At 57.0% G+C, this 18,817-nt stretch carries 18 protein-coding genes; 6 read left to right on the top strand and 12 right to left on the bottom strand.

Annotation, left to right across the window (positions count from 1 at the left end):
• Positions 1 to 23 precede the first annotated feature (23 nt).
• A complete protein-coding gene (locus LH23_RS17285; protein ID WP_039293824.1) occupies positions 24 to 1,625 on the bottom strand; it encodes a methyl-accepting chemotaxis protein in 1,602 nt (533 codons plus the stop codon).
• Positions 1,626 to 1,828: 203 nt separating this feature from the next.
• Positions 1,829 to 3,220 carry a succinate-semialdehyde dehydrogenase gene (gene sad, locus LH23_RS17290; protein WP_039293826.1) on the bottom strand — a complete coding sequence of 464 codons (1,392 nt, stop codon included), beginning with the start codon at positions 3,218 to 3,220 and terminating at the stop codon, positions 1,829 to 1,831.
• 101 nt (positions 3,221 to 3,321) lie between these two features.
• On the opposite strand from sad, the gene ptrR reads away from it, so the two are divergent.
• On the top strand, positions 3,322 to 4,191 hold the full coding sequence (ptrR, locus tag LH23_RS17295; protein WP_039293830.1) for a putrescine utilization regulator PtrR: 870 nt from the start codon (positions 3,322 to 3,324) through the stop codon (positions 4,189 to 4,191).
• On the opposite strand, the gene LH23_RS17300 is transcribed toward ptrR, so the two are convergent.
• Both LH23_RS17300 and LH23_RS17305 read right to left on the bottom strand, forming a co-directional pair.
• Positions 4,192 to 5,028: an SDR family oxidoreductase gene (locus LH23_RS17300; RefSeq protein WP_039293833.1), complete on the bottom strand. Its 837-nt coding sequence runs from the start codon at positions 5,026 to 5,028 to the stop codon at positions 4,192 to 4,194.
• 123 nt (positions 5,029 to 5,151) lie between these two features.
• Positions 5,152 to 5,943 carry a PhzF family phenazine biosynthesis protein gene (locus LH23_RS17305; RefSeq protein ID WP_039293835.1) on the bottom strand — a complete coding sequence of 264 codons (792 nt, stop codon included), beginning with the start codon at positions 5,941 to 5,943 and terminating at the stop codon, positions 5,152 to 5,154.
• Positions 5,944 to 6,140: 197 nt separating this feature from the next.
• Here LH23_RS17305 and LH23_RS17315 point away from each other — a divergent pair, with 197 nt between their 5' ends.
• A complete protein-coding gene (locus LH23_RS17315) occupies positions 6,141 to 7,340 on the top strand; it encodes a sugar transporter (protein ID WP_039293840.1) in 1,200 nt (399 codons plus the stop codon).
• A 159-nt stretch (positions 7,341 to 7,499) separates the two neighbouring features.
• Here LH23_RS17315 and LH23_RS17320 read toward each other — a convergent pair whose 3' ends face one another.
• Positions 7,500 to 8,168: a MarC family NAAT transporter gene (locus LH23_RS17320; RefSeq protein ID WP_039293843.1), complete on the bottom strand. Its 669-nt coding sequence runs from the start codon at positions 8,166 to 8,168 to the stop codon at positions 7,500 to 7,502.
• Between the two features lie 187 nt (positions 8,169 to 8,355).
• Here LH23_RS17320 and marR point away from each other — a divergent pair, with 187 nt between their 5' ends.
• From marR to marB, 3 genes are read left to right on the top strand one after another with little or no spacing between them, the layout of a single operon-like run.
• The gene (marR, locus tag LH23_RS17325; protein WP_008459031.1) at positions 8,356 to 8,790 is read left to right on the top strand and encodes a multiple antibiotic resistance transcriptional regulator MarR; all 435 of its coding nucleotides are present in this window, start codon (positions 8,356 to 8,358) and stop codon (positions 8,788 to 8,790) included.
• 20 nt (positions 8,791 to 8,810) lie between these two features.
• Positions 8,811 to 9,200 carry an MDR efflux pump AcrAB transcriptional activator MarA gene (gene marA, locus LH23_RS17330; RefSeq protein ID WP_039293847.1) on the top strand — a complete coding sequence of 130 codons (390 nt, stop codon included), beginning with the start codon at positions 8,811 to 8,813 and terminating at the stop codon, positions 9,198 to 9,200.
• Between the two features lie 38 nt (positions 9,201 to 9,238).
• Positions 9,239 to 9,451 carry a multiple antibiotic resistance regulatory protein MarB gene (gene marB, locus LH23_RS17335; RefSeq protein WP_039293849.1) on the top strand — a complete coding sequence of 71 codons (213 nt, stop codon included), beginning with the start codon at positions 9,239 to 9,241 and terminating at the stop codon, positions 9,449 to 9,451.
• Between the two features lie 43 nt (positions 9,452 to 9,494).
• Here marB and eamA read toward each other — a convergent pair whose 3' ends face one another.
• Positions 9,495 to 10,397 (bottom strand): O-acetylserine/cysteine exporter, encoded by a 903-nt coding sequence (gene eamA / locus LH23_RS17340; protein ID WP_039293851.1) that lies wholly within the window; start codon positions 10,395 to 10,397, stop codon positions 9,495 to 9,497.
• A gap of 199 nt (positions 10,398 to 10,596) precedes the next feature.
• Between eamA and LH23_RS17345 the strand changes: the two genes are divergently transcribed.
• On the top strand, positions 10,597 to 11,808 hold the full coding sequence (locus LH23_RS17345; RefSeq protein WP_052050311.1) for an MFS transporter: 1,212 nt from the start codon (positions 10,597 to 10,599) through the stop codon (positions 11,806 to 11,808).
• Positions 11,809 to 11,822: 14 nt separating this feature from the next.
• Here the strand turns inward: LH23_RS17345 and LH23_RS24395 are convergent, their stop codons facing one another.
• The 6 genes from LH23_RS24395 to urtA all read right to left on the bottom strand — a co-directional run bounded on the left by LH23_RS24395 (position 11,823) and on the right by urtA (position 18,807).
• Positions 11,823 to 13,001: a GNAT family N-acetyltransferase gene (locus LH23_RS24395; RefSeq protein WP_039293854.1), complete on the bottom strand. Its 1,179-nt coding sequence runs from the start codon at positions 12,999 to 13,001 to the stop codon at positions 11,823 to 11,825.
• 94 nt (positions 13,002 to 13,095) lie between these two features.
• On the bottom strand, positions 13,096 to 13,794 hold the full coding sequence (gene urtE, locus LH23_RS17355) for an urea ABC transporter ATP-binding subunit UrtE (RefSeq protein ID WP_039293857.1): 699 nt from the start codon (positions 13,792 to 13,794) through the stop codon (positions 13,096 to 13,098).
• 9 nt (positions 13,795 to 13,803) lie between these two features.
• On the bottom strand, positions 13,804 to 14,601 hold the full coding sequence (urtD, locus tag LH23_RS17360) for an urea ABC transporter ATP-binding protein UrtD (protein WP_039293860.1): 798 nt from the start codon (positions 14,599 to 14,601) through the stop codon (positions 13,804 to 13,806).
• Positions 14,601 to 15,674, bottom strand: coding sequence for an urea ABC transporter permease subunit UrtC (gene urtC, locus LH23_RS17365; RefSeq protein ID WP_039293863.1), 1,074 nt, complete (start codon positions 15,672 to 15,674; stop codon positions 14,601 to 14,603). Before urtC ends, urtD begins: the two co-directional genes overlap by 1 nt.
• Entirely contained in the window at positions 15,674 to 17,245 is a 1,572-nt protein-coding gene (urtB, locus tag LH23_RS17370) for an urea ABC transporter permease subunit UrtB (RefSeq protein ID WP_039293865.1), read from the bottom strand. Before urtB ends, urtC begins: the two co-directional genes overlap by 1 nt.
• Positions 17,246 to 17,535: 290 nt before the next feature.
• A complete protein-coding gene (gene urtA, locus LH23_RS17375; RefSeq protein WP_039293868.1) occupies positions 17,536 to 18,807 on the bottom strand; it encodes an urea ABC transporter substrate-binding protein in 1,272 nt (423 codons plus the stop codon).
• Positions 18,808 to 18,817 lie beyond the last annotated feature (10 nt).

The following is an 18,817-nucleotide window of genomic DNA, read 5'->3' on the forward strand; positions in this document are numbered from 1 at the left end:
CACGGGCCGATAATAAAACGAACTCAGGCGGTCATTTGAAAGCGAGCCACTGCTTTTTCAAGACGTTGAGACTCATCCAGCAAACGTTTAGAGGTGTTAGCCGAGGCCTTAATCAGCAACCCGGTCTGACTCACCGCCTGGTTGAGCGTGGTGATCCGCGTAGTAACGTGATGCACGCTAGCCCCCTGGTCAACGGAGGCGCTGGAAATTTCATTCAGCAATCCGCTTAAACGGGTCACCAGGGCAATCACATTTTTCAACTGCGTCTCCAGCTCTGAGACGGCTTCGCTGCCCTGCTCAATGCCCTGCAGCGAGTTATTGATCAGCGACTGAATGTTTCTGGTCGACTGGCTGCTCTGCTTCGCCAGCAGGCCAACTTCGCGAGCCACCACGGCGAACCCGCGCCCCTGGTTGCCCGCATGAGCGGCTTCAATAGCGGCGTTTAGCGCCAGAATATTGGTCTGGAAAGCGACGTTATCAATCATCGCCACAATGCCGCGCATCTCAGAGGAACGGGTCACAATATCCTGCATCGACATATTCACCGTGTGCATCATTTGGTCGCCCCCGGCCACCATCTCACGCGCTTCGTCCGCGCGTTGGTTCGCCTGAATAGCGTACTGACTGTTTTCCTGCACGCGGGATTCCAGCTCGGTGATATGCAGCGTGACTTTCTCCAGCTCCTGTTCCTGCTGAGAGGAGTGATTAGACAGCTCGTTATTCCCTTCCGCAAGCTGGCCAATATTGCTTAACAAGATGGCCGAGGATTCCCGCACCTCCAGCACCAGCTGCTGGATGCCTTGCTGCATTTCCAGCACGCTGCCGTGCAGCTGTTTCACCTCACGGTTAACCAGCTTTCGCTCAGCGGGCAGTCGTGACAAATCACCGGCGGCTAGAATATGCAAATGCTCAATAAGACTCCGCAGAGGACGGATCACCCAGCGGGCCACGCCCAGCCACACGGCTATCGCCACCACCAGCAAAATACCCAGCGCGATAATAAACAGCGTTTGCGCCTGGCTCAGGCTATGCAACAACGTATGGCTACCCTGAACAGTTTGCTTTTCGCCTTCGGTCTGATAGCGCGCGTACTGCTCGTTGAAATCAGACTGAAACGCCTGAATCGGCACTTCAAAGAAAGCATCGATGGAGGCCTTTTTTTGCATCCCTTCCAGCTGTTCTTTCAATCCGCCGTAGAACAGCTGATAGCTGTTAGCCAGACTCTCGCTGCCTGCCGGGTGAAGCTGCTGCCAGGCGGCAAAGTTCTGCTGCGAGACTTTCAGGGCGGCGTCGGCTTCATCCACCAGGCTGTTCCAGCTGCCGACCGAGCCGGTTTCTTTGTCCTGCATAAAGTAAACGCCCGCCCGGTTCAGCAGGTCACTGGTCATCAGCAGCGAGGTTCTTGCCTTCTCCATCACCACCTGCTGCTGATGAAGCTGGTTGCTTTCGAGCACGCTCTGGCGGGTTTCATGCAGGATGTTGGAGAGTGACACGGTGGAGAGAATCTGCAGCACGGAAAAGAGTGCGATAACGCCAACCACCCCGCTCAGCAGGCCGAACTCGCGGGGGCGGCGCGCAACCAGTTTGAGGGGATTTAAACGGCGAAAAATTTGACTTATGTTCATGATTTTCTTCAGTAACACAACGATGCCGCGAGTGTACTGAGCGAAAATGACAGAATTATTTCATTCTCATGACAAACAAGGCCACCTTCACGGCGGCCTTACTTTTTACTGATAGCGCGGGCATAAACCAGCATAACGTCTGCTCTTACCGGGGATAAAGAAGCATTTTTCCTCCCTGGCTAACGGATGTCAGGCGGGCGAAACTAGCGTCTGTCTTTCCACACGGTCTGAATATTACAGAACTCATGCAGCCCGAAGTGCGAAAGTTCGCGGCCAAACCCGCTCTTTTTCACCCCGCCAAACGCCACGCGTGGATCGCTGGCGCTATAGCCGTTGATAAACACGCCGCCGCATTCGAGGCGTGCCGCCATCTCCAGGGCCAGCTGTTCATTCGCCGTATACACCGTCGCAGACAGGCCATAATCGCTGTCGTTTGCCAGTTCAAGGGCATGCTCGCTGTCGCGGGCGACGGTAATCGCCGCCACCGGGCCAAACAGCTCCTGGCGGAACGCGGTCATCTCTGGCGTAACATCCGTAAGCACTGTCGGCGCATAGTAGTTGCCCTCGCCAGGCAATTTATCCCCGCCGATCAGCAGTTTTGCGCCCTGCTTAAGTGACGTTGTCACTTGCTCATGCAGTTCATCACGCAGATCGTAGCGCGCCATCGGCCCAATGCGGTTAGCTTCTTCCACCGGCGAGCCTACCTCGTAGTTTTTCAGCTCGGCAATAAAGCGGTCGGTAAAGGCTGCGGCAATTCCGGCTTCAACGATAAAGCGTTTCGCGGCGGCACATACCTGCCCGGTGTTCTGGAAGCGCCCGGCCACGGCGGCCTTCACGGCTTCATCGAGATCGGCATCATCCAGCACGATAAACGGATCGGACCCGCCCAGCTCCAGCACGCATTTTTTCAACGCGGCGCCTGCCTGAGCGCCAATCGCTGCGCCAGCTCTGCCGCTGCCAGTCACGGTGACAGCGGCCACGCGTGGGTCGTTAATCGCCTGGCTGACTCCCTCTGGCGTCACATTGAGCAGTTCGAACAGAGACGGCACAAAGCCCGCGTCAACAAACATCTGGCGAATGAGTTCAGCACAGCCCATCACGTTTGGCGCATGTTTCAGAATGTAGCTGTTCCCGGCCAGCAGAATTGGCACCGCCCCGCGCAGCACCTGCCACAGCGGGAAGTTCCACGGCATTACCGCCAGGATCGGCCCCAGCGGACGGTATTCAATCACGGCCTTATTGTTTTCAACCTGAGTCGCTTCCGCTCCCAGCATGGCCGGGCCGTGCTCGGCATACCAGTCGCAAAGGTTAGCGGACTTCGCCACTTCAGCGCGCGCCTGCAAAATAGGCTTGCCCATTTCGGCGGTGATCATTTGCGCCATCGCTTCGCCGTGTTTACGTACCGCCGCGCCCAAATCACGTAGCTTCTGCGCACGTTCGTTAAGCGGTGTGACGCGCCAGGCATTAAACGCCTGCTGGTTACGGGCCAGCGCGGCATCAATCTGAGCGGCGTTTTCGAAAGGATAAACTGCAATGCGCTCACCGGTAGCGGGATTGCGTGAAATGGCGTGAGTTTGCCCGGTTACTGATTGCATGGTGGTGCCTCGACAGGTGAATGAGATGTTAACAGTAGCCTTGAGGTGCAAAGTTTAAAAATGAATAATACTAAGCAAACCCTTCACGATTTGAGAAAGCTATGGATCTCACTCAGCTGGAAATGTTTAACGCCGTCGCCGAAACAGGCAGCATCAGCGCCGCCGCGCAGCAGGTACACCGCGTCCCGTCGAATCTCACGACCCGCATCAAACAGCTGGAAGCCGACTTAGGCGTGGCGTTGTTCATCCGCGAGAACCAGCGCCTGAAGCTCTCCCCATCCGGCCACAGCTTCCTGGCCTACAGCAAGCGCATCCTGGCGCTGGTGGATGAAGCGCGCATGGTGGTATCCGGTGATGAACCACAGGGGCCGCTGGCGCTGGGATCGTTAGAAAGTACCGCGGCGGTACGCATTCCCGGCGTGCTGGCAAACTTTAATCAGCGTTACCCGAAAATCCATCTTTCCCTCACCACCGGACCTTCCGGCGACCAGATTGACGGCGTACTCGAAGGCCGCCTCGCCGCCGCCTTTGTTGACGGCCCGGTGCTGCATCCTTCCCTCGAAGGACTGGCAGTCTATCGCGAAGAAATGACTATCGTCGCACCTGCGGATCATGCCCCTATTCTCAGCGGCGCGGACGTTAATGGCGAGAGTATTTATGCTTTCCGCGCCAACTGTTCCTACCGCCGCCATTTTGAGAGCTGGTTTCACGACAGCCGGGCGATGCCGGGCAAAATTCATGAAATGGAGTCTTACCACGGGATGCTGGCCTGCGTGATTGCCGGCGCAGGCCTGGCGCTGATGCCAAGAAGTATGCTGGAGAGTATGCCGGGCAGTCATCAGGTGAGCACCTGGCCGCTGCCGGACGATAAACGCTATCTGGATACCTGGCTGCTGTGGCGCAGAGACGCCAAAACCCGCCAGCTGGACGCTTTTATTTCCCTGCTGGAAACGCCTACGCAGGTGCCTTAATTAAGCGAGAAGATCGCCATACTTATAAGCGGCGGTAACCCCGCCGTCGATCAGGATATCGCTCCCGCTGATATAGGTGCCATTTGGGCCAAAGAGAAACTCGGCCAGGGCGCCAATTTCGTCCGGCGTGCCGCCTCTTCCCGCCGGAGATTTTGCCAGCATGTTTCGGTAGAACTCCCCGCGTTCAGCGCTGTTCAGCTCGTCATAGGCCAATGGGGTATACACGATCCCGGCGCTGATGCAGTTAATTCTCGCGCCTCGTCGCCCCCATTTTACCGCCTCGGCCATGACCCGCAGCGCATTGCCTCGCTTTGACAGCTGATAGGCATACAGGCTGTCATCAATGGCTTTGACTCGCGGTAATGCCAGCAGCTGTTCCGGTGGCAACGTTGCCAGCTCGTCGGCTTCGGCCTGCGTCAGCGCGTCCACATCCAGCCGGTGGCTGGACTGCGAGCCAATCACTACCCCGGAACCTCCCGGGCTAATAACCTTCCCGAATACCTCAAACACCACCGCCGTACCGTAGAGATCAACACGGAGAATATCCTGAGCGCTCGCCTGGGAAGGTGAAAGCCCGGCGGTGTGAATCACGCCCTTCACTTCTCCGTGGCCACAAGCCAGATCCACGAGCTTTTGAATGGATTCCCGCGAGCGAACATCAACCACGGTGGTGCTGACCCGAAATCCCGCCTGCTGCAATGTTTGCTGTGCGGCCTCGCTATTTTCCGGCGTGATATCAGCCAGCAAAATATGTTTGCCGGTACCCACGCGGCGGGCAATCGCCTGAGCAATCGACCCGCTACCGATAACGACAATAACGTCCTGGGAAGAAGGCATGTTTTTTCTCCTGAATAGTGGAATGCAATAAGGCTAGCACGGCCGGATTGCTTAATAACCGCCTCCGATGCGCTAGCCTTTATGAACTGCATTCATTAATTCCGGCGAATTTTGCCCGGCAAGTTAGCGCAGCAGGACTTTACCCACCAGATAGGTCACGGCTTTGCCGCCAATCAACACCCGGTCGCCCTTGTACTGACAGCGCAGATCGCCGCCGCGATAAGAGACCTGCCGCGCCTGCAGATGCGTTTTATTCAGCTTATCCGCCCAATAAGGGATCAGCATGCTGTGCGTTGAGCCAGTAACGGGATCTTCCGGCACCGATTCGCCAGGGCAAAAGAAGCGGCTGACAAAATCGTACTCGCCTTCGCCCGGCCCGGTGATACAGACCATTTTTTCCAGCGGGATCATGGCGTTGATATCGGGCTGAATCGCCTCAACCTGCGCCTGACTTTCCAACACCACCATATAATCACGCCCGACTCGCATCTCTTTACACTCGCTGATGCCCAGCGCGGCCAGCAGCTCGGGCAGTGGCGTAATCGGCTGCGTTTCCCAGGCCGGGAAATCCAGCGTTAGCCACTCGCCGTTACGCGTCACGGTCAGCGGGCCAACAAAACGCGTGCTGAAACGGATCGTCGCCTCCGGGTAATCCAGATGCTCGAAAATAACGTGGGAAGCCGCAAGCGTGGCGTGGCCGCAAAGGTTTATCTCCCCCTGGGTCGTGAACCAGCGCAGCTCAAAGCCCTCATCCGTGGTGACAAAAAAAGCCGTTTCCGACTGGTTATGCTGCTGTGACATTTTGAGCAGCGTTTCGTCCGGCAGCCATTCGCTGAGCGGGCAAACCGCCGCCGCGTTGCCGCCAAACGTTGTGTCTGCAAAGGCGTCTACCATATAAAAGTCAATTGCTTGCATTGGCGTTACTCCTGCTTTTCATTGTTATTTTCTTCACCTCTACCATGACATACTCGCCCACGCGGCGCTGCTTTTTTTCCACCGCCCCCTGGCGCAGGCTGCAAATGAGACATAAATCACAAAATGGGTTGTGTCGTCGATCTGATGGTTTTATGATCGCCCCCATTCCTACCCCTTATTTACCTGCATATTCCCTTATGACAATTGCTACCGTTTCGCGCAAAACGGCATGGCTGCGGGTCGTCACTCTCGCCGTCGCCGCCTTTATTTTTAACACCACCGAATTTGTGCCCGTCGGCCTGCTGTCTGACATCGCGCAAAGCTTTGGCATGGAAACCGCGCAGGTCGGGATCATGCTGACTATCTACGCCTGGGTAGTGGCCCTGATGTCGCTGCCCTTTATGCTGATGACCAGCCAGGTTGAGCGCCGCCGCCTGCTGATTAGCATTTTCCTGCTGTTTATTGCCAGCCACGTGCTGTCGTTCCTCGCCTGGAACTTTACCGTGCTGGTAATAAGCCGCATCGGGATTGCGTTCGCCCACGCCATTTTCTGGTCCATTACCGCCTCACTGGCGATTCGCATGGCACCAGCGGGCAAAAAAGCGCAGGCGTTAAGTTTGCTCGCCACCGGCACGGCGCTGGCGATGGTGCTGGGTTTACCGATCGGGCGTATCGTCGGGCAGTATTTCGGCTGGCGCACCACCTTCTTCGTCATTGGCGTAGTGGCAGCCATGACGCTGTTCTGCCTGATAAAACTGCTGCCTAAACTGCCGAGCGAGCATTCTGGCTCCCTGTCCAGCGTGCCCAAACTGTTCCGCCGCCCGGCGCTGGTCAATATCTATGCCTTAATCGCGGTGGTGGTCACCGCGCATTACACCGCCTACAGCTACATCGAACCTTTCGTCCAGCAGATTGCCGGGCTTAGCGCTAACTTTGCCACCCTGCTTTTACTGCTGTTTGGCGGCGCAGGGATAATCGGCAGCGTGCTGTTTGGCAAATGGGGGAATAAATACGCTTCGGGACTGGTGTCCGGCGCGATTGCGCTGATGGCCGCTTGCCTGCTTCTCCTGCTTCCTGCCGCGCATAGCGAACTCACCCTTGCCGGACTCAGCCTGTTTTGGGGAATTTCGATCATGATCGTGGCGCTGGGAATGCAGGTTAAAGTCCTGGCCCTGGCGCCGGATGCCACCGACGTGGCGATGTCGCTGTTCTCCGGGATCTTTAATATCGGCATTGGCGCAGGCGCATTGGTGGGGAACCAGGTCAGCCTGCATATTTCCATGTCAGATATCGGCTTTATCGGCGCTGTTCCAGCCCTTATTGCGCTGGTCTGGTCCATTCTGGTGTTCCGCCGCTGGCCGGTGGCGCTGGAAGAACAGCCCCAGCCTACGCATTAACAAAAATGCCCTCATGACGAGGGCATTTGAAGTTGCTGACAAAGAGGGAATAAGCGTGGTTTTTCCCTCTTTGTGGTTATCAGCCGAAAATCAATGAATTGATTTTCCTGTTTGTTTAAATATTTACTCTATTGCCAGAAGTTTGTCAGCAGTCTGAAATCATGCGGGATAAGTTTTAATAATTTCCAGCACGCCGTTAATAATAAACTGCACGCCCATACACACCAACAGGAAGCCCATCAGGCGGGAAATCGCCTCAATGCCGCTTTTACCCACCATACGCATAATCGCGCCGGAGCTTCGCAGGCTGGCCCAAAGAATCACCCCCACCGCCAGGAAAATCAGCGGCGGCGCAACGGTAATGACCCAGCCAGGGAAGTCAGAGCCGGCCCGCACCGTAGACGCGGAGCTGATGATCATCGCGATGGTGCCTGGCCCTGCCGTGCTCGGCATCGCCAGCGGCACAAAAGCAATATTGGCTTCCGGCTCTTCGCTTAACTCTTCCGACTTGGTTCTCGCCTCCGGAGATTCATGTGCTTTCTGCTGCGGGAACAGCATACGGAAGCCGATAAAGGCGACGATCAATCCCCCGGCGATACGCAGCCCAGGAATCGAAATCCCGAAGGTGTTCATCACCACCTGTCCGGCGTAATACGCCACCATCATGATGGCAAACACATTCACCGAAGCCATGAGAGCTGTGCGGTTGCGCTGCCGGCTGTTCATGTCCCCGGAAAGCCCAAGGAACAGCGCCACGGTGGTGAGCGGGTTCGCCAGCGGCAGCAGTACCACAAGGCCAAGGCCGATGGCCCTGAGTAAATCCATCATATTTTTATCCTTTTTTTGTCCTTTATTGAGCAGCTATAGCGCAGGTTAGACTATAGCAGCCCGCAGTTTACTGACCGCTGTTGAAGCGTTTTAGCTTTTCGTGGCATCGGCTGAATCATCACGTTGACTTATACTTGCCTCGGCAATAGTATCTGCCGTGACTAATCTACTTGCCTGGGCAAACATAGTGAAAAGCACCTGTGATCTGTTTAACGAAATGATCCCCCTCGGGCGATTGATCCACATGGTGAATCAGCATAAAGATCGCCTGTTAAACGATTCGCTCTCCCCGCTGGATATCACCGCGACCCAGTTTAAGGTGCTGTGCTCCATTCACTATGAAGTGTGTATTACCCCAGTCGAGCTGAAAAAAGTGCTTTCCGTTGACCTTGGTGCGTTAACCCGAATGCTGGACCGCCTGCTGTGCAAAGGCTGGGTCGAGCGTTTGCCGAACCCCAACGATAAGCGCGGCGTTCTGATCAGGCTGACGCCAGAAGGCGTGGCGCTGTGTGAAGAGTGCCGAAACCTGGTGGGGCTTAGCCTCCATAAAGAACTTACTAAAAACCTGACGGACGACGAAGTCGATACGCTTTATCGCCTGTTGAAAAAGGTATTGCCGTAAACCTGCAAAGAGGTGAAACGATGTCCAGACGCAACAATGATGCGGTCACAATTCAAAGCATTTTGGGGTGGATTGAAGAAAACCTGGAAACCCCGCTCTCGCTGGAGAAGGTTTCTCAGCGTTCTGGCTACTCCAAGTGGCATCTGCAGCGGATGTTTAAAAAAGAAACCGGCCACTCGCTGGGCCAGTACATCCGTAACCGTAAGCTGACCGAAATCGCGCTGAAGCTCAAAGAGAGCAACGAACCGATCCTTTATCTGGCCGAGCGCTACGGTTTTGAATCGCAGCAGACGTTAACCCGCACCTTCAAGAACTACTTTTCGGTGCCGCCGCACAAATACCGCGTCACCCGTCTTGCCGGCGAAGGTAAGTACCTTCACCCGTACAACCAGTATTGCAGTTTAAACTAATGCATCACCGTCTGTTTTGCAGACGTAACCGAGGAAATATGAAAGTCATCTCCGCAGCCGCGCTCATTCTGGCGCTGGCATCAACCAACGCTCTTGCGGAGCAATCCGGCAGCTTCAACGCCACCCAGGCCAACTACGGCAATATGATCACCTGCTCCGGCAGTCAGTTGTCCAAAGGCCCGCAGCAAACCGCGGCTGAACGTTCAGAAGAGCTGGGCTCTCCGTACTACCACGGTCACTCGCGTTCGTAAGATAAAGGCTGACCCGCCCGATGCTGGGCGGGTGCCGCGAAGATCAGGATGAAGCCCGCTTCACCGAACGGCCAAAACGCAGGCCAAAGACGTTGATATACAGCCCGCCCATAATCAGCACCGCCCCCAGCAACTGCATTACCGTCAGCTTTTCATCAAGCAGCAATGCCGCGCTTGCCATGCCCACCACCGGCACCAGCAGCGACAGCGGCGCCACGCGCCAGGTTTCATAGCGCCCTAGCAGCGTGCCCCAGATACCGTAGCCCACAATGGTGGAGATAAACGCCAGGTAGATCAGCGACAGAATAGTCGTCGTATCGATGTTCACCAGACTTTGCAGCATCGTTGCCGGGCCATCCAGCAGCCAGCTTGCCGCAAAGAACGGCAGCACCGGGATCAGCGCACTCCAGACAATCAGCGACATGATTGCCGGGCGCTGTTCATGCTGCATGATCATCTTGTTAAAGATATTGCCAAACGCCCAGCTCATGCCCGCCGCCAGGGTCAGCATAAAGCCGAGCAGCGCGACGTGTTGCCCTTCGAAACTGCCCTCAATCAGCACCAGCACGCCGAAGACCGCCAGAGTGATCCCGGCCAGTTGCTTAGCCTGCAGGCGCTCGCCAAAGAAAAACGTCCCCAGAATGATGGTGAAAAATGCCTGAGACTGCAGCACCAGTGAAGCCAGCCCGGCGGGCATGCCGAACTTGATCGCGGTGAACAGGAAGGCAAATTGCCCGAAGCTGATGGTCAGCGCATAGGCCGCCAGCAGTCGAAACGGCAGCTTTGGCCGGGCCACAAACAGCAGCGCCGGAAACGCCACCAGTAAAAAGCGCAGGCCCGCCAGCATCAGCGGCGGCATATTGTGCAGCCCCAGCTTAATCACTACAAAATTTACGCCCCAAATCACCACCACCAGCAACGCCAGCAGTCCATCTTTACGCGTCATTGTCCCGCCCCTGTTTTATTATCGATTTGTAAAAAAATAAACCTTATCGCCGGCAGCAAACAGATACAGATCCCACTTTTTGTCAGGAGTACAGATGTGTTGTATCGTGCTTATGTCAGATCTGGTTGCTATACCAGGCTGATTTTTCGTGATAAATCTTTCTCGCTCTCTTACCTCTTGATCATTAAAACAGGCCGCCATGACCGCCCTCAGAAATCTGTTTGCAGGCAAACAACTTGCAACAACTGTGTTACTTATTTCTTCGCTGCTGCTGACGATCGGGCGAGGTCTGACGCTACCGTTTATGACCATTTATCTTTCACGCGAATACCATATGGCGCTGCAGGATATCGGCCTGGCGATTACCGTCGCGCTGGTGGCCGGGGTGATCTTCAGCCTGTGGTTTGGCATCCTTGCGGACAAATTCGATAAGAAAAAGGCGATGCTGCTGGCTATCGTCATCTTCCTCGGAGGCTTTGCGGTGATCCCGCTGGTGCACAATGCCGGGCTGGTGGTGCTGTTTTACTCCATTATCAACTGTTCTTACACCGTGTTCTCCGTGGTGGTGAAGGCGTGGTTTTCCGAGACGCTGGACATCAGCCTGAAGCCCAAAATCTTCTCCCTCAACTATACCTTCGTCAACGTCGGCTGGACGGTTGGCCCGCCAATTGGCACCTTCGTGGTGATGTACAGCACCAACCTGCCGTTCTGGCTCTCCGCCATGACTGCCCTGCTGCCGATTCTGATGATTGCCCGTTACGTACAAAGCCTGCCGGTGAGCCCCCGTGCCACGGAAGTGGAAGACAAGGTTCTGCCGTCGCCGCGTATGATGCTGCGCGACAAACAGCTGATGTGGTTCACGACCTCGGCGTTTTTAGGCTCAATGGTTTACGGCGCGTTCGCCGGCTGCCTGTCGCAATACGCGATTGTGATCGGCGATACTGGTCTGGCGGAAAAAGTGGTCAGCGTCGTGCTGTCGGTCAACGCCATTGTGGTTGTCGCTTTCCAGTACTTCCTGGGCAAAAACATTCGCCCCGATAACATCAAAAAGATGATGTTCTACGGCACGCTGTTTTTCGTCTGCGGCCTCGGTGGCTTTATGATTTCTGGCACTAACCTGTGGCTGTGGGGCTTGTCTTCACTGGTGTTTACCATTGGGGAACTGATCTACGCGCCGGGGGAATACATGCTTATCGACAACATCGCGCCGTCCGGGCTGAAATCAAGCTACTTTGCCGCCCAGCAGCTCGGCTGGCTTGGTGGGGCCTGCAACCCGCTGGTCACCGGGCTGTTATTGAGCTGGCTGCCGCCCTATATGCTGTTCGTGGTGCTGATGGGGACGATTGTACTGGCTTACTACGCCATTGTGATCGGCATGAATACGCCGCCCCGTCAGCCCATAACGGCCTGACGAGGCGCTGGTGATTACACGTCTTTTTCGTATTTGATAAAGCCGGACTTCTTCGCCACTTTGTCGTACAGCGTCTGCGCGGTGGCGTTGGTTTCATGGGTATGCCAGTACAGCCGCGAACTGTTGTTGGCTGCAGCGTGCTGACGTACCGCTTCAATCAGCGCCCGGCCAACGCCTTTGCCTCTCGTCTGCGGCGCCGCGAACAGATCTTCCAGGTAGCAATAATTCGTGGCAGACCAGGTGCTGCGGTGATAGAGGAAGTGAGTGAAACCGAGCATGGTGCCCTGGTCGTCAAAGGCTCCGAATCCCCACATAGGTTCGTGCGTATCCAGCATACGTTCCCAGGTCAAATCAGTGACACTGTCACCAATCTGAGCATCATAAAAGGTCAGATACCCCTGCCAGAGCGCCTGCCACTGCGCCCGGTCGCCCGCCGTTAACAGGCGGACATTCACCTTGCGAGCGGGTTCGCTTTTCTGGCGGCTAAGTACGTCGCGAATAGCCGCCAGGCCAACACGCTGTACGCCGTTAGCCATATTGTCCGCGGCAAGCCAGCGTTCAAACGCACTTTTCACCAGCGGCCATTCGCCATCGGTGATGGAGAACCAGGCCGTATCGCGGGTGCGCCCTTTGTAGATGCCCATCTGGCGGAACACGCCTTCAAAACGAAAGCCCAGACGGAGCGCCGCGCGGCGGGATGGGCCGTTCAGGCTGTCGCACTTCCACTCGTAGCGGCGGTAGCCCAGTGCTTCAAAGGCATATTTCATCAGCAAAAAATGGGCTTCCGTGGCCAGAGCGGTGCGCTGCAGCAGCGGCGAAAACACTACAAAGCCGACTTCGATACTGCCGTTGGCCGGGTCAATGCGCATCAGCGACAGCGAGCCCAGCACTCTGCCGCCGGCGCTATCCACCACGGCATAATGAAAAGCGTCCGGGCTTTGTTCTGCCCCGGCAACGTACTGCAGAAAATCAGCTTCGTTATCGAAGGGCCCGACGCTGAGATAAGTCCAGCCGCGCGCATCTTCAGCCTGACTCCAGGCCTGCCAAAGCTGAGCCCCGTGCTGCGCCGCACTCAGCGGCTCAAGGCGGCAAAACTGCCCGTTTAACGTGACGCGCTCCGGCAGCGGGCGACGCTGCCAGTCAGGAAGAGATAAGCCAATCGGCTGCTGGAAACTGTTGACGGTAAAAGACATGCTAACCTCTGGAATTCGATGGTGAATGTCGAAAACTATAGGCGCACAGAGGTCCAGCCAAAAGTACCACAATCGGTAAATATTGGCAGACCACTTATATTGCCACCAGCCCGCGGACGCCCTCTTGTTCCATAGCGCTGCCTTCCCCGCGCTGGACTATCTCCCCGCGCGACATCACCAGATACTGGTCTGCAAGCTCTGCGGCAAAATCGTAAAACTGCTCTACCAGTAGAATCGCCATATCCCCTCGCCCGGCGAGGAGGCGAATCACCTGGCCGATCTCTTTGATAATCGACGGCTGGATCCCTTCTGTCGGCTCATCCAGAATCAGCAACTGCGGCTTACAGGCCAGGGCGCGGCCAATCGCCAGTTGCTGCTGCTGCCCGCCAGAGAGATCGCCGCCCCGCCTGAGCTTCATCTCTTTTAGCACCGGAAAAAGTTGGTAAATTTCGTCCGGGACGGCCTTTGCCTCCCGCCCGGAAAAGCGCGACAGCCCCATCAGCAGGTTTTCTTCCACCGTCAGCCGGGGAAAGATTTCCCGCCCCTGTGGCACGTAGGCAATCCCGGCCTGGACACGCTGGTGCGGTTTGCGCTGGGTGATGGTTTTCCCCTGCCAGGTAATACTGCCGCCTTTCACCGGGACCAGCCCCATCAGGCTTTTCAGCAGCGTGGTTTTCCCCACGCCGTTACGCCCGAGCAAACATGTCACTTCCCCTACGCGCACCTCAAAACTGACGCCGCGCAGAATATGGCTGCCGCCGTAATACTGGTTTAGCTCATTCACCTGCAGCATATTTGCTCCTTAACGGCCAAGGTAGACCTCAATAACCTGTTCATTAGCCTGCACTTCGCGCAGCGATCCTTCCGCCAGCACCTGCCCCTGATGCAGCACGGTGACGTGGTCAGCAATGGTTTCCACAAACCCCATATCGTGCTCAACCACCATCAGCGAATGTTTCCCCGCCAGGCTGCGGAATAGCTCCGCCGTGTACTCAGTTTCGGCATCCGTCATGCCCGCCGCAGGCTCATCCAGCAGTAGCAAATGCGGCTCTTGCACCAGCAACATGCCGATTTCGAGAAACTGCTTTTGCCCGTGGGACAGCAGCCCCGCCCGCCGATGTCGCTCCCCGGCAAGCCGCAGCGTTACCAGCATGTCATCAATGCGGTCGCGCTGCTCGCCGCTGAGTTTCGCCCGCAGGCTCGCCCACACCGACTTCTCGTTTTTCTGGGCGATCTCCAGATTCTCAAAAACCGTCAGCGCCTCGAATACCGTAGGTTTTTGAAATTTACGGCCAATGCCCTTCTGGGCGATTTCAATGGGATCCAGCCGCATCAGGTCGATGGACTGGTCGTAAAAAGCCTTGCCGCTTTGGGGTTTTGTCTTGCCGGTGATCACGTCCATCAGCGTAGTTTTTCCCGCCCCGTTCGGCCCAATCACGCAGCGCAGCTCCCCCACGCCGATATTCAGCGACAGGTTGGTTAACGCCTGAAACCCATCGAAGTTAACGTTGATATTTTCCAGCGCCAGCACCGGGTCGGTCTGCTCGCGAAAGCGATCCGTGGGGTACTGGCGGGTAAACAGAGATTCGGCAGGCTGCATCATTTCTCTCCTTTGCGCAGCAGGCCAATCACCCCGTGCGGTAAAAACAGCGTCACCAGAATAAAAATCAGGCCAAGGAACAACTGCCAGTACTCAGGCACCGCCATGGTGAAGTAGCTTTTCGACCCGTTCACCAGCCCTGCGCCTAATACCGGGCCGATCAGCGTGCCGCGCCCCCCCAGCGCCACCCAAATAGCGGCCTCGATGGAGTTAGTCGGCGACATTTCGCCTGGGTTAATAATGCCCACCTGCGGCACATACAGCGCCCCGGCTAAGCCGCACAGCACCGCAGAAAGCGTCCACACCAGCAGCTTGAAGCCCCGGGGATCGTACCCGCAGTACGTCAGGCGGTTTTCCGCATCACGCACCGCCGTCAGAATGCGGCCAAACTTGCTGCGCGCCAGCCAGAAGCCAAGCCCAACGCTTGCCACCAAAAGCAGAACGGTCGCGATAAACAGCCCGATACGCGTCCCGACCGCTGTAACAGGCATCCCCAGCAGAGTGGTAAAGCCGGTAAACCCGTTATTGCCGCCGAAGCCAGTTTCATTGCGGAAAAACAACAGCATTCCCGCGTAGGTCAGCGCCTGCGTCATGATCGAGAAGTACACACCCTTAATCTTTGAGCGAAAGGCGAAATAGCCGAACACAAACGCCAACAGCCCTGGGACCGCCATCGCCAGCAGCAGCGCCCAGGCGAAGTACTGTGTGCCGGACCAGTACCACGGCAGCTCGCTCCAGGAGAGAAACGACATAAACCCGGGCAGCCCGTCGCCCGCGGCCTGGCGCATCAGGTACATGCCCATCGCGTACCCGCCGAGGGCGAAAAACAGCCCGTGTCCGAGGGAAAGCAAACCGGCATAGCCCCAGACCAGATCCAGCGCCACCGCGACGACGGCATAACAAAGGATCTTGCCGATAAGCGTCATGGTATAGGTCGACAGGCTGAGCGGATTACTGGCAGGCAATAGCGTCAGAAACGGCAGCGTCAGCAGCAAAATCACCAGCAGCGTCCCCAGCCCCAAAACCAGACGCGGCGCTTTACGTCCGAGCGTTAAAGTCAGCGGCATAGTCATCAGTCAATGACCCTCCCTTTGAGTGCAAACAGCCCCTGCGGCCGCTTCTGAATAAACAGTACGATCAACACCAGAATTAAAATTTTGCCCAGCACCGCGCCAATTTGCGGTTCGAGGATCTTGTTGAAGATGCCCAACCCGAACGCCGCCGCCACGCTCCCGGCAAGCTGCCCGACGCCGCCCAGCACCACCACCAGGAAGGAATCAATGATATAGCCCTGCCCAAGCTCGGGGCCGACGTTACCCAACTGAGACAGCGCCACGCCGCCCAACCCGGCAATGCCGGACCCAAGCCCGAATGCGAGCATATCCACACGTCCTGTAGAAACGCCGCAACAGGCCGCCATCGCACGGTTTTGCGTTACGGCGCGCACGTTCATCCCCAGCCGCGTTTTATTCAGCAGCAGCCAGGTAAACAGCAGCACCAGCAGCACAAAGCCCAGCACTACCAGGCGGTTCCACGGCAGGATCAGGTTCGGCAATACCTGCAGCCCGCCGGACAGCCAGGCCGGGTTAGCCACTTCAACGTTTTGCGCGCCAAACAGCATCCGCACGATCTGAATCAGCATCAGGCTGATACCCCATGTCGCCAGCAGCGTCTCCAGCGGGCGGCCATACAAATGGCGGATAATTGTGCGTTCAAGCGCCATGCCAATCCCGGCGGTGATCGCAAAAGCCACCGGAAGAGCAACCAGCGGATAAAGCGCCAGCCACGCCGGGGCAAACTGCTGAAAAGCAGCCTGCACGCCCCACGCTGAGTACGCGCCCAGCATCAGCATTTCGCCATGCGCCATATTGATTACACCCAGCAGGCCGTAGGTGATCGCCAGCCCCAGCGCAGCCAACAGCAAAATCGAGCCCAGAGAAAGCCCCATAAATGCCTGGCCGAGGATATCCCCCAGCATCTGGCGACGTTCGATTTGGTGCAGCCCGTCAACCGCCGCCTGACGCACGTTGGCATCCGGCTCTGAGCCAGCATCGGTTAAAGGTTTGAGCAACGCTTCTGTGTCCGGGTCAGCGGACTTGCCGAGTAGCTTAACCGCCTCCAGGCGCACGGCGGCCTGCGGGCTGGTCAGCTCAAGACGAGCGGCGGCCAGTTCAAGCGCGTCCCGCACGCCTTGTTCTTTTTCTGCGCTAATCCGCTTTTGTAAGACGGGCAGCAACTCCGGTGGAGCCTCTTTCTGCAAGGCTTTTGCGGCATTCAAACGAGTGGTGACGTTGTCACTTATTAATTGATGACTGGCCAGCGCCCCGGCGACTAAAACGCGCAGTCGGTTGGTTAAACGGAGTTTTTTGGTTTCGCCTTGTGGCCGGGCTTCGTCGCCCAACGCCGTCAGCGTGGCACCGGTCTGGTTGAAAGCAGAATGTCCGTCGGTGACCAGCGTTTCCTGCTGCAGCGCATTGAGCAGCGGTAAACGCGCGGGATCGGGTGCCAACGTCCAGCTTTGCAGCAGGTCAGCCTGCGCCGTGCGGTTTGCCGCCGCAAACGTTTCTGCATCCCCGGCGGCGGCAAGCCCCGGTAATAAAGCGGCCACAACCAGCAGCAGCCGGGCCAGTGTTGCTAATGTCATGGCGTTCTCCTGAATGGTTTTACCCTGTTGCCCCTCACCCTAACCCTCTCCCCACAGGGGAGAGGGAACTGGATCGAGCATAGCTCTGCGCTTTTCTTCCTCTCCCTTCCAGGCAAGGCTTTCTCCTGTTGCCCCTCACCCTAACCCTCTCCCCAAGGGGGAGAGGGAACTGGATCGAGCATAGCCCTGTACTTATCTCCCTCTCCCTTTCAGAGAGGGCTTTCCCTCTTTCTCCCTCTCCCTTCCAGGGAGAGGGCCGGGGTGAGGGTAAATGCACCGAGGGGCGAACATCAGTTGCTGGCGGTCTTCACCGGCAGATCCGATTTCTTATCATTCCCCGGAATAAACGGGCTCCACGGCTGAGCGCGCACAGGTTTGTCGGTCTGCCACACCACGTTGAACTGGCCGTTGCTTTCGATCTCGCCGATCATCACCGGCTTGTGCAGATGGTGGTTGGTGGCGTCCATGGTCAAGGTAAAGCCGGAAGGCGCTTTAAAGGTCTGCCCGGCCATCGCCGCGCGAACTTTATCCACGTCTGTCGTGCCCGCTTTCTCTACGGCCTGCGCCCACATATGAATGCCAACGTAAGTGGCCTCCATCGGATCGTTGGTGACCACGGTGTTAGCGTTCGGCAGGTTGTGGGCTTTGGCGTAGGCCTTCCACTCACTGACAAACTGCTTGTTGGTCGGGTTATCAACGGACTCGAAATAGTTCCAGGCCGCGAGGTTACCCACCAGCGGTTTGGTATCGATGCCGCGCAGCTCTTCCTCACCTACGGAGAAAGCCACCACCGGGACGTCGGTCGCCTTCAGGCCCTGGTTCGCCAGCTCTTTGTAGAACGGCACGTTGGAGTCGCCGTTGATGGTGGAGATCACCGCCGTTTTACCGCCCGCGGAGAATTTTTTGATATTGGCTACGATGGTCTGGTAGTCGCTGTGGCCAAACGGCGTGTAGACCTCTTCAATGTCTTTGTCCTGGACGCCCTTAGAGTGCAGGAAGGCACGCAGGATCTTGTTGGTGGTACGCGGATAAACGTAGTCCGTACCCAGCAGGAAGAAGCGCTTCGCCGCCCCGCCGTCTTCGCTCATCAGGTATTCCACCGCCGGAATCGCCTGCTGGTTAGGCGCAGCGCCGGTGTAAAACACGTTCGGCGACATCTCTTCCCCTTCGTACTGCACCGGGTAGAACAACAGGCCGTTCAGCTCTTCAAAGACCGGCAACACGGATTTACGCGACACGGATGTCCAGCAGCCAAAGACCACGGCCACTTTGTCCTGACTCAGCAACTGCCGGGCTTTTTCAGCAAACAGCGGCCAGTTTGACGCCGGATCAACCACCACCGGCTCCAGCTTTTTACCCAGTACGCCGCCCTTCGCATTAATGTCGTCGATGGTCATCAACGCCACGTCTTTCAGCGGCGTTTCAGAAATGGCCATGGTGCCCGACAGCGAGTGCATGATCCCGACTTTGATGGTGTCCGCCGCCTGGGCTGCGAAGGCCCACCCGAAGCTGACAACCGAAGCGGAAAGCGCGAAAGCTTTAACAAAGGTACGACGTTGCATAAGTCTGACT

The organism is Cedecea neteri (assembly GCF_000758305.1).
GTDB lineage: Bacteria > Pseudomonadota > Gammaproteobacteria > Enterobacterales > Enterobacteriaceae > Cedecea > Cedecea neteri_C.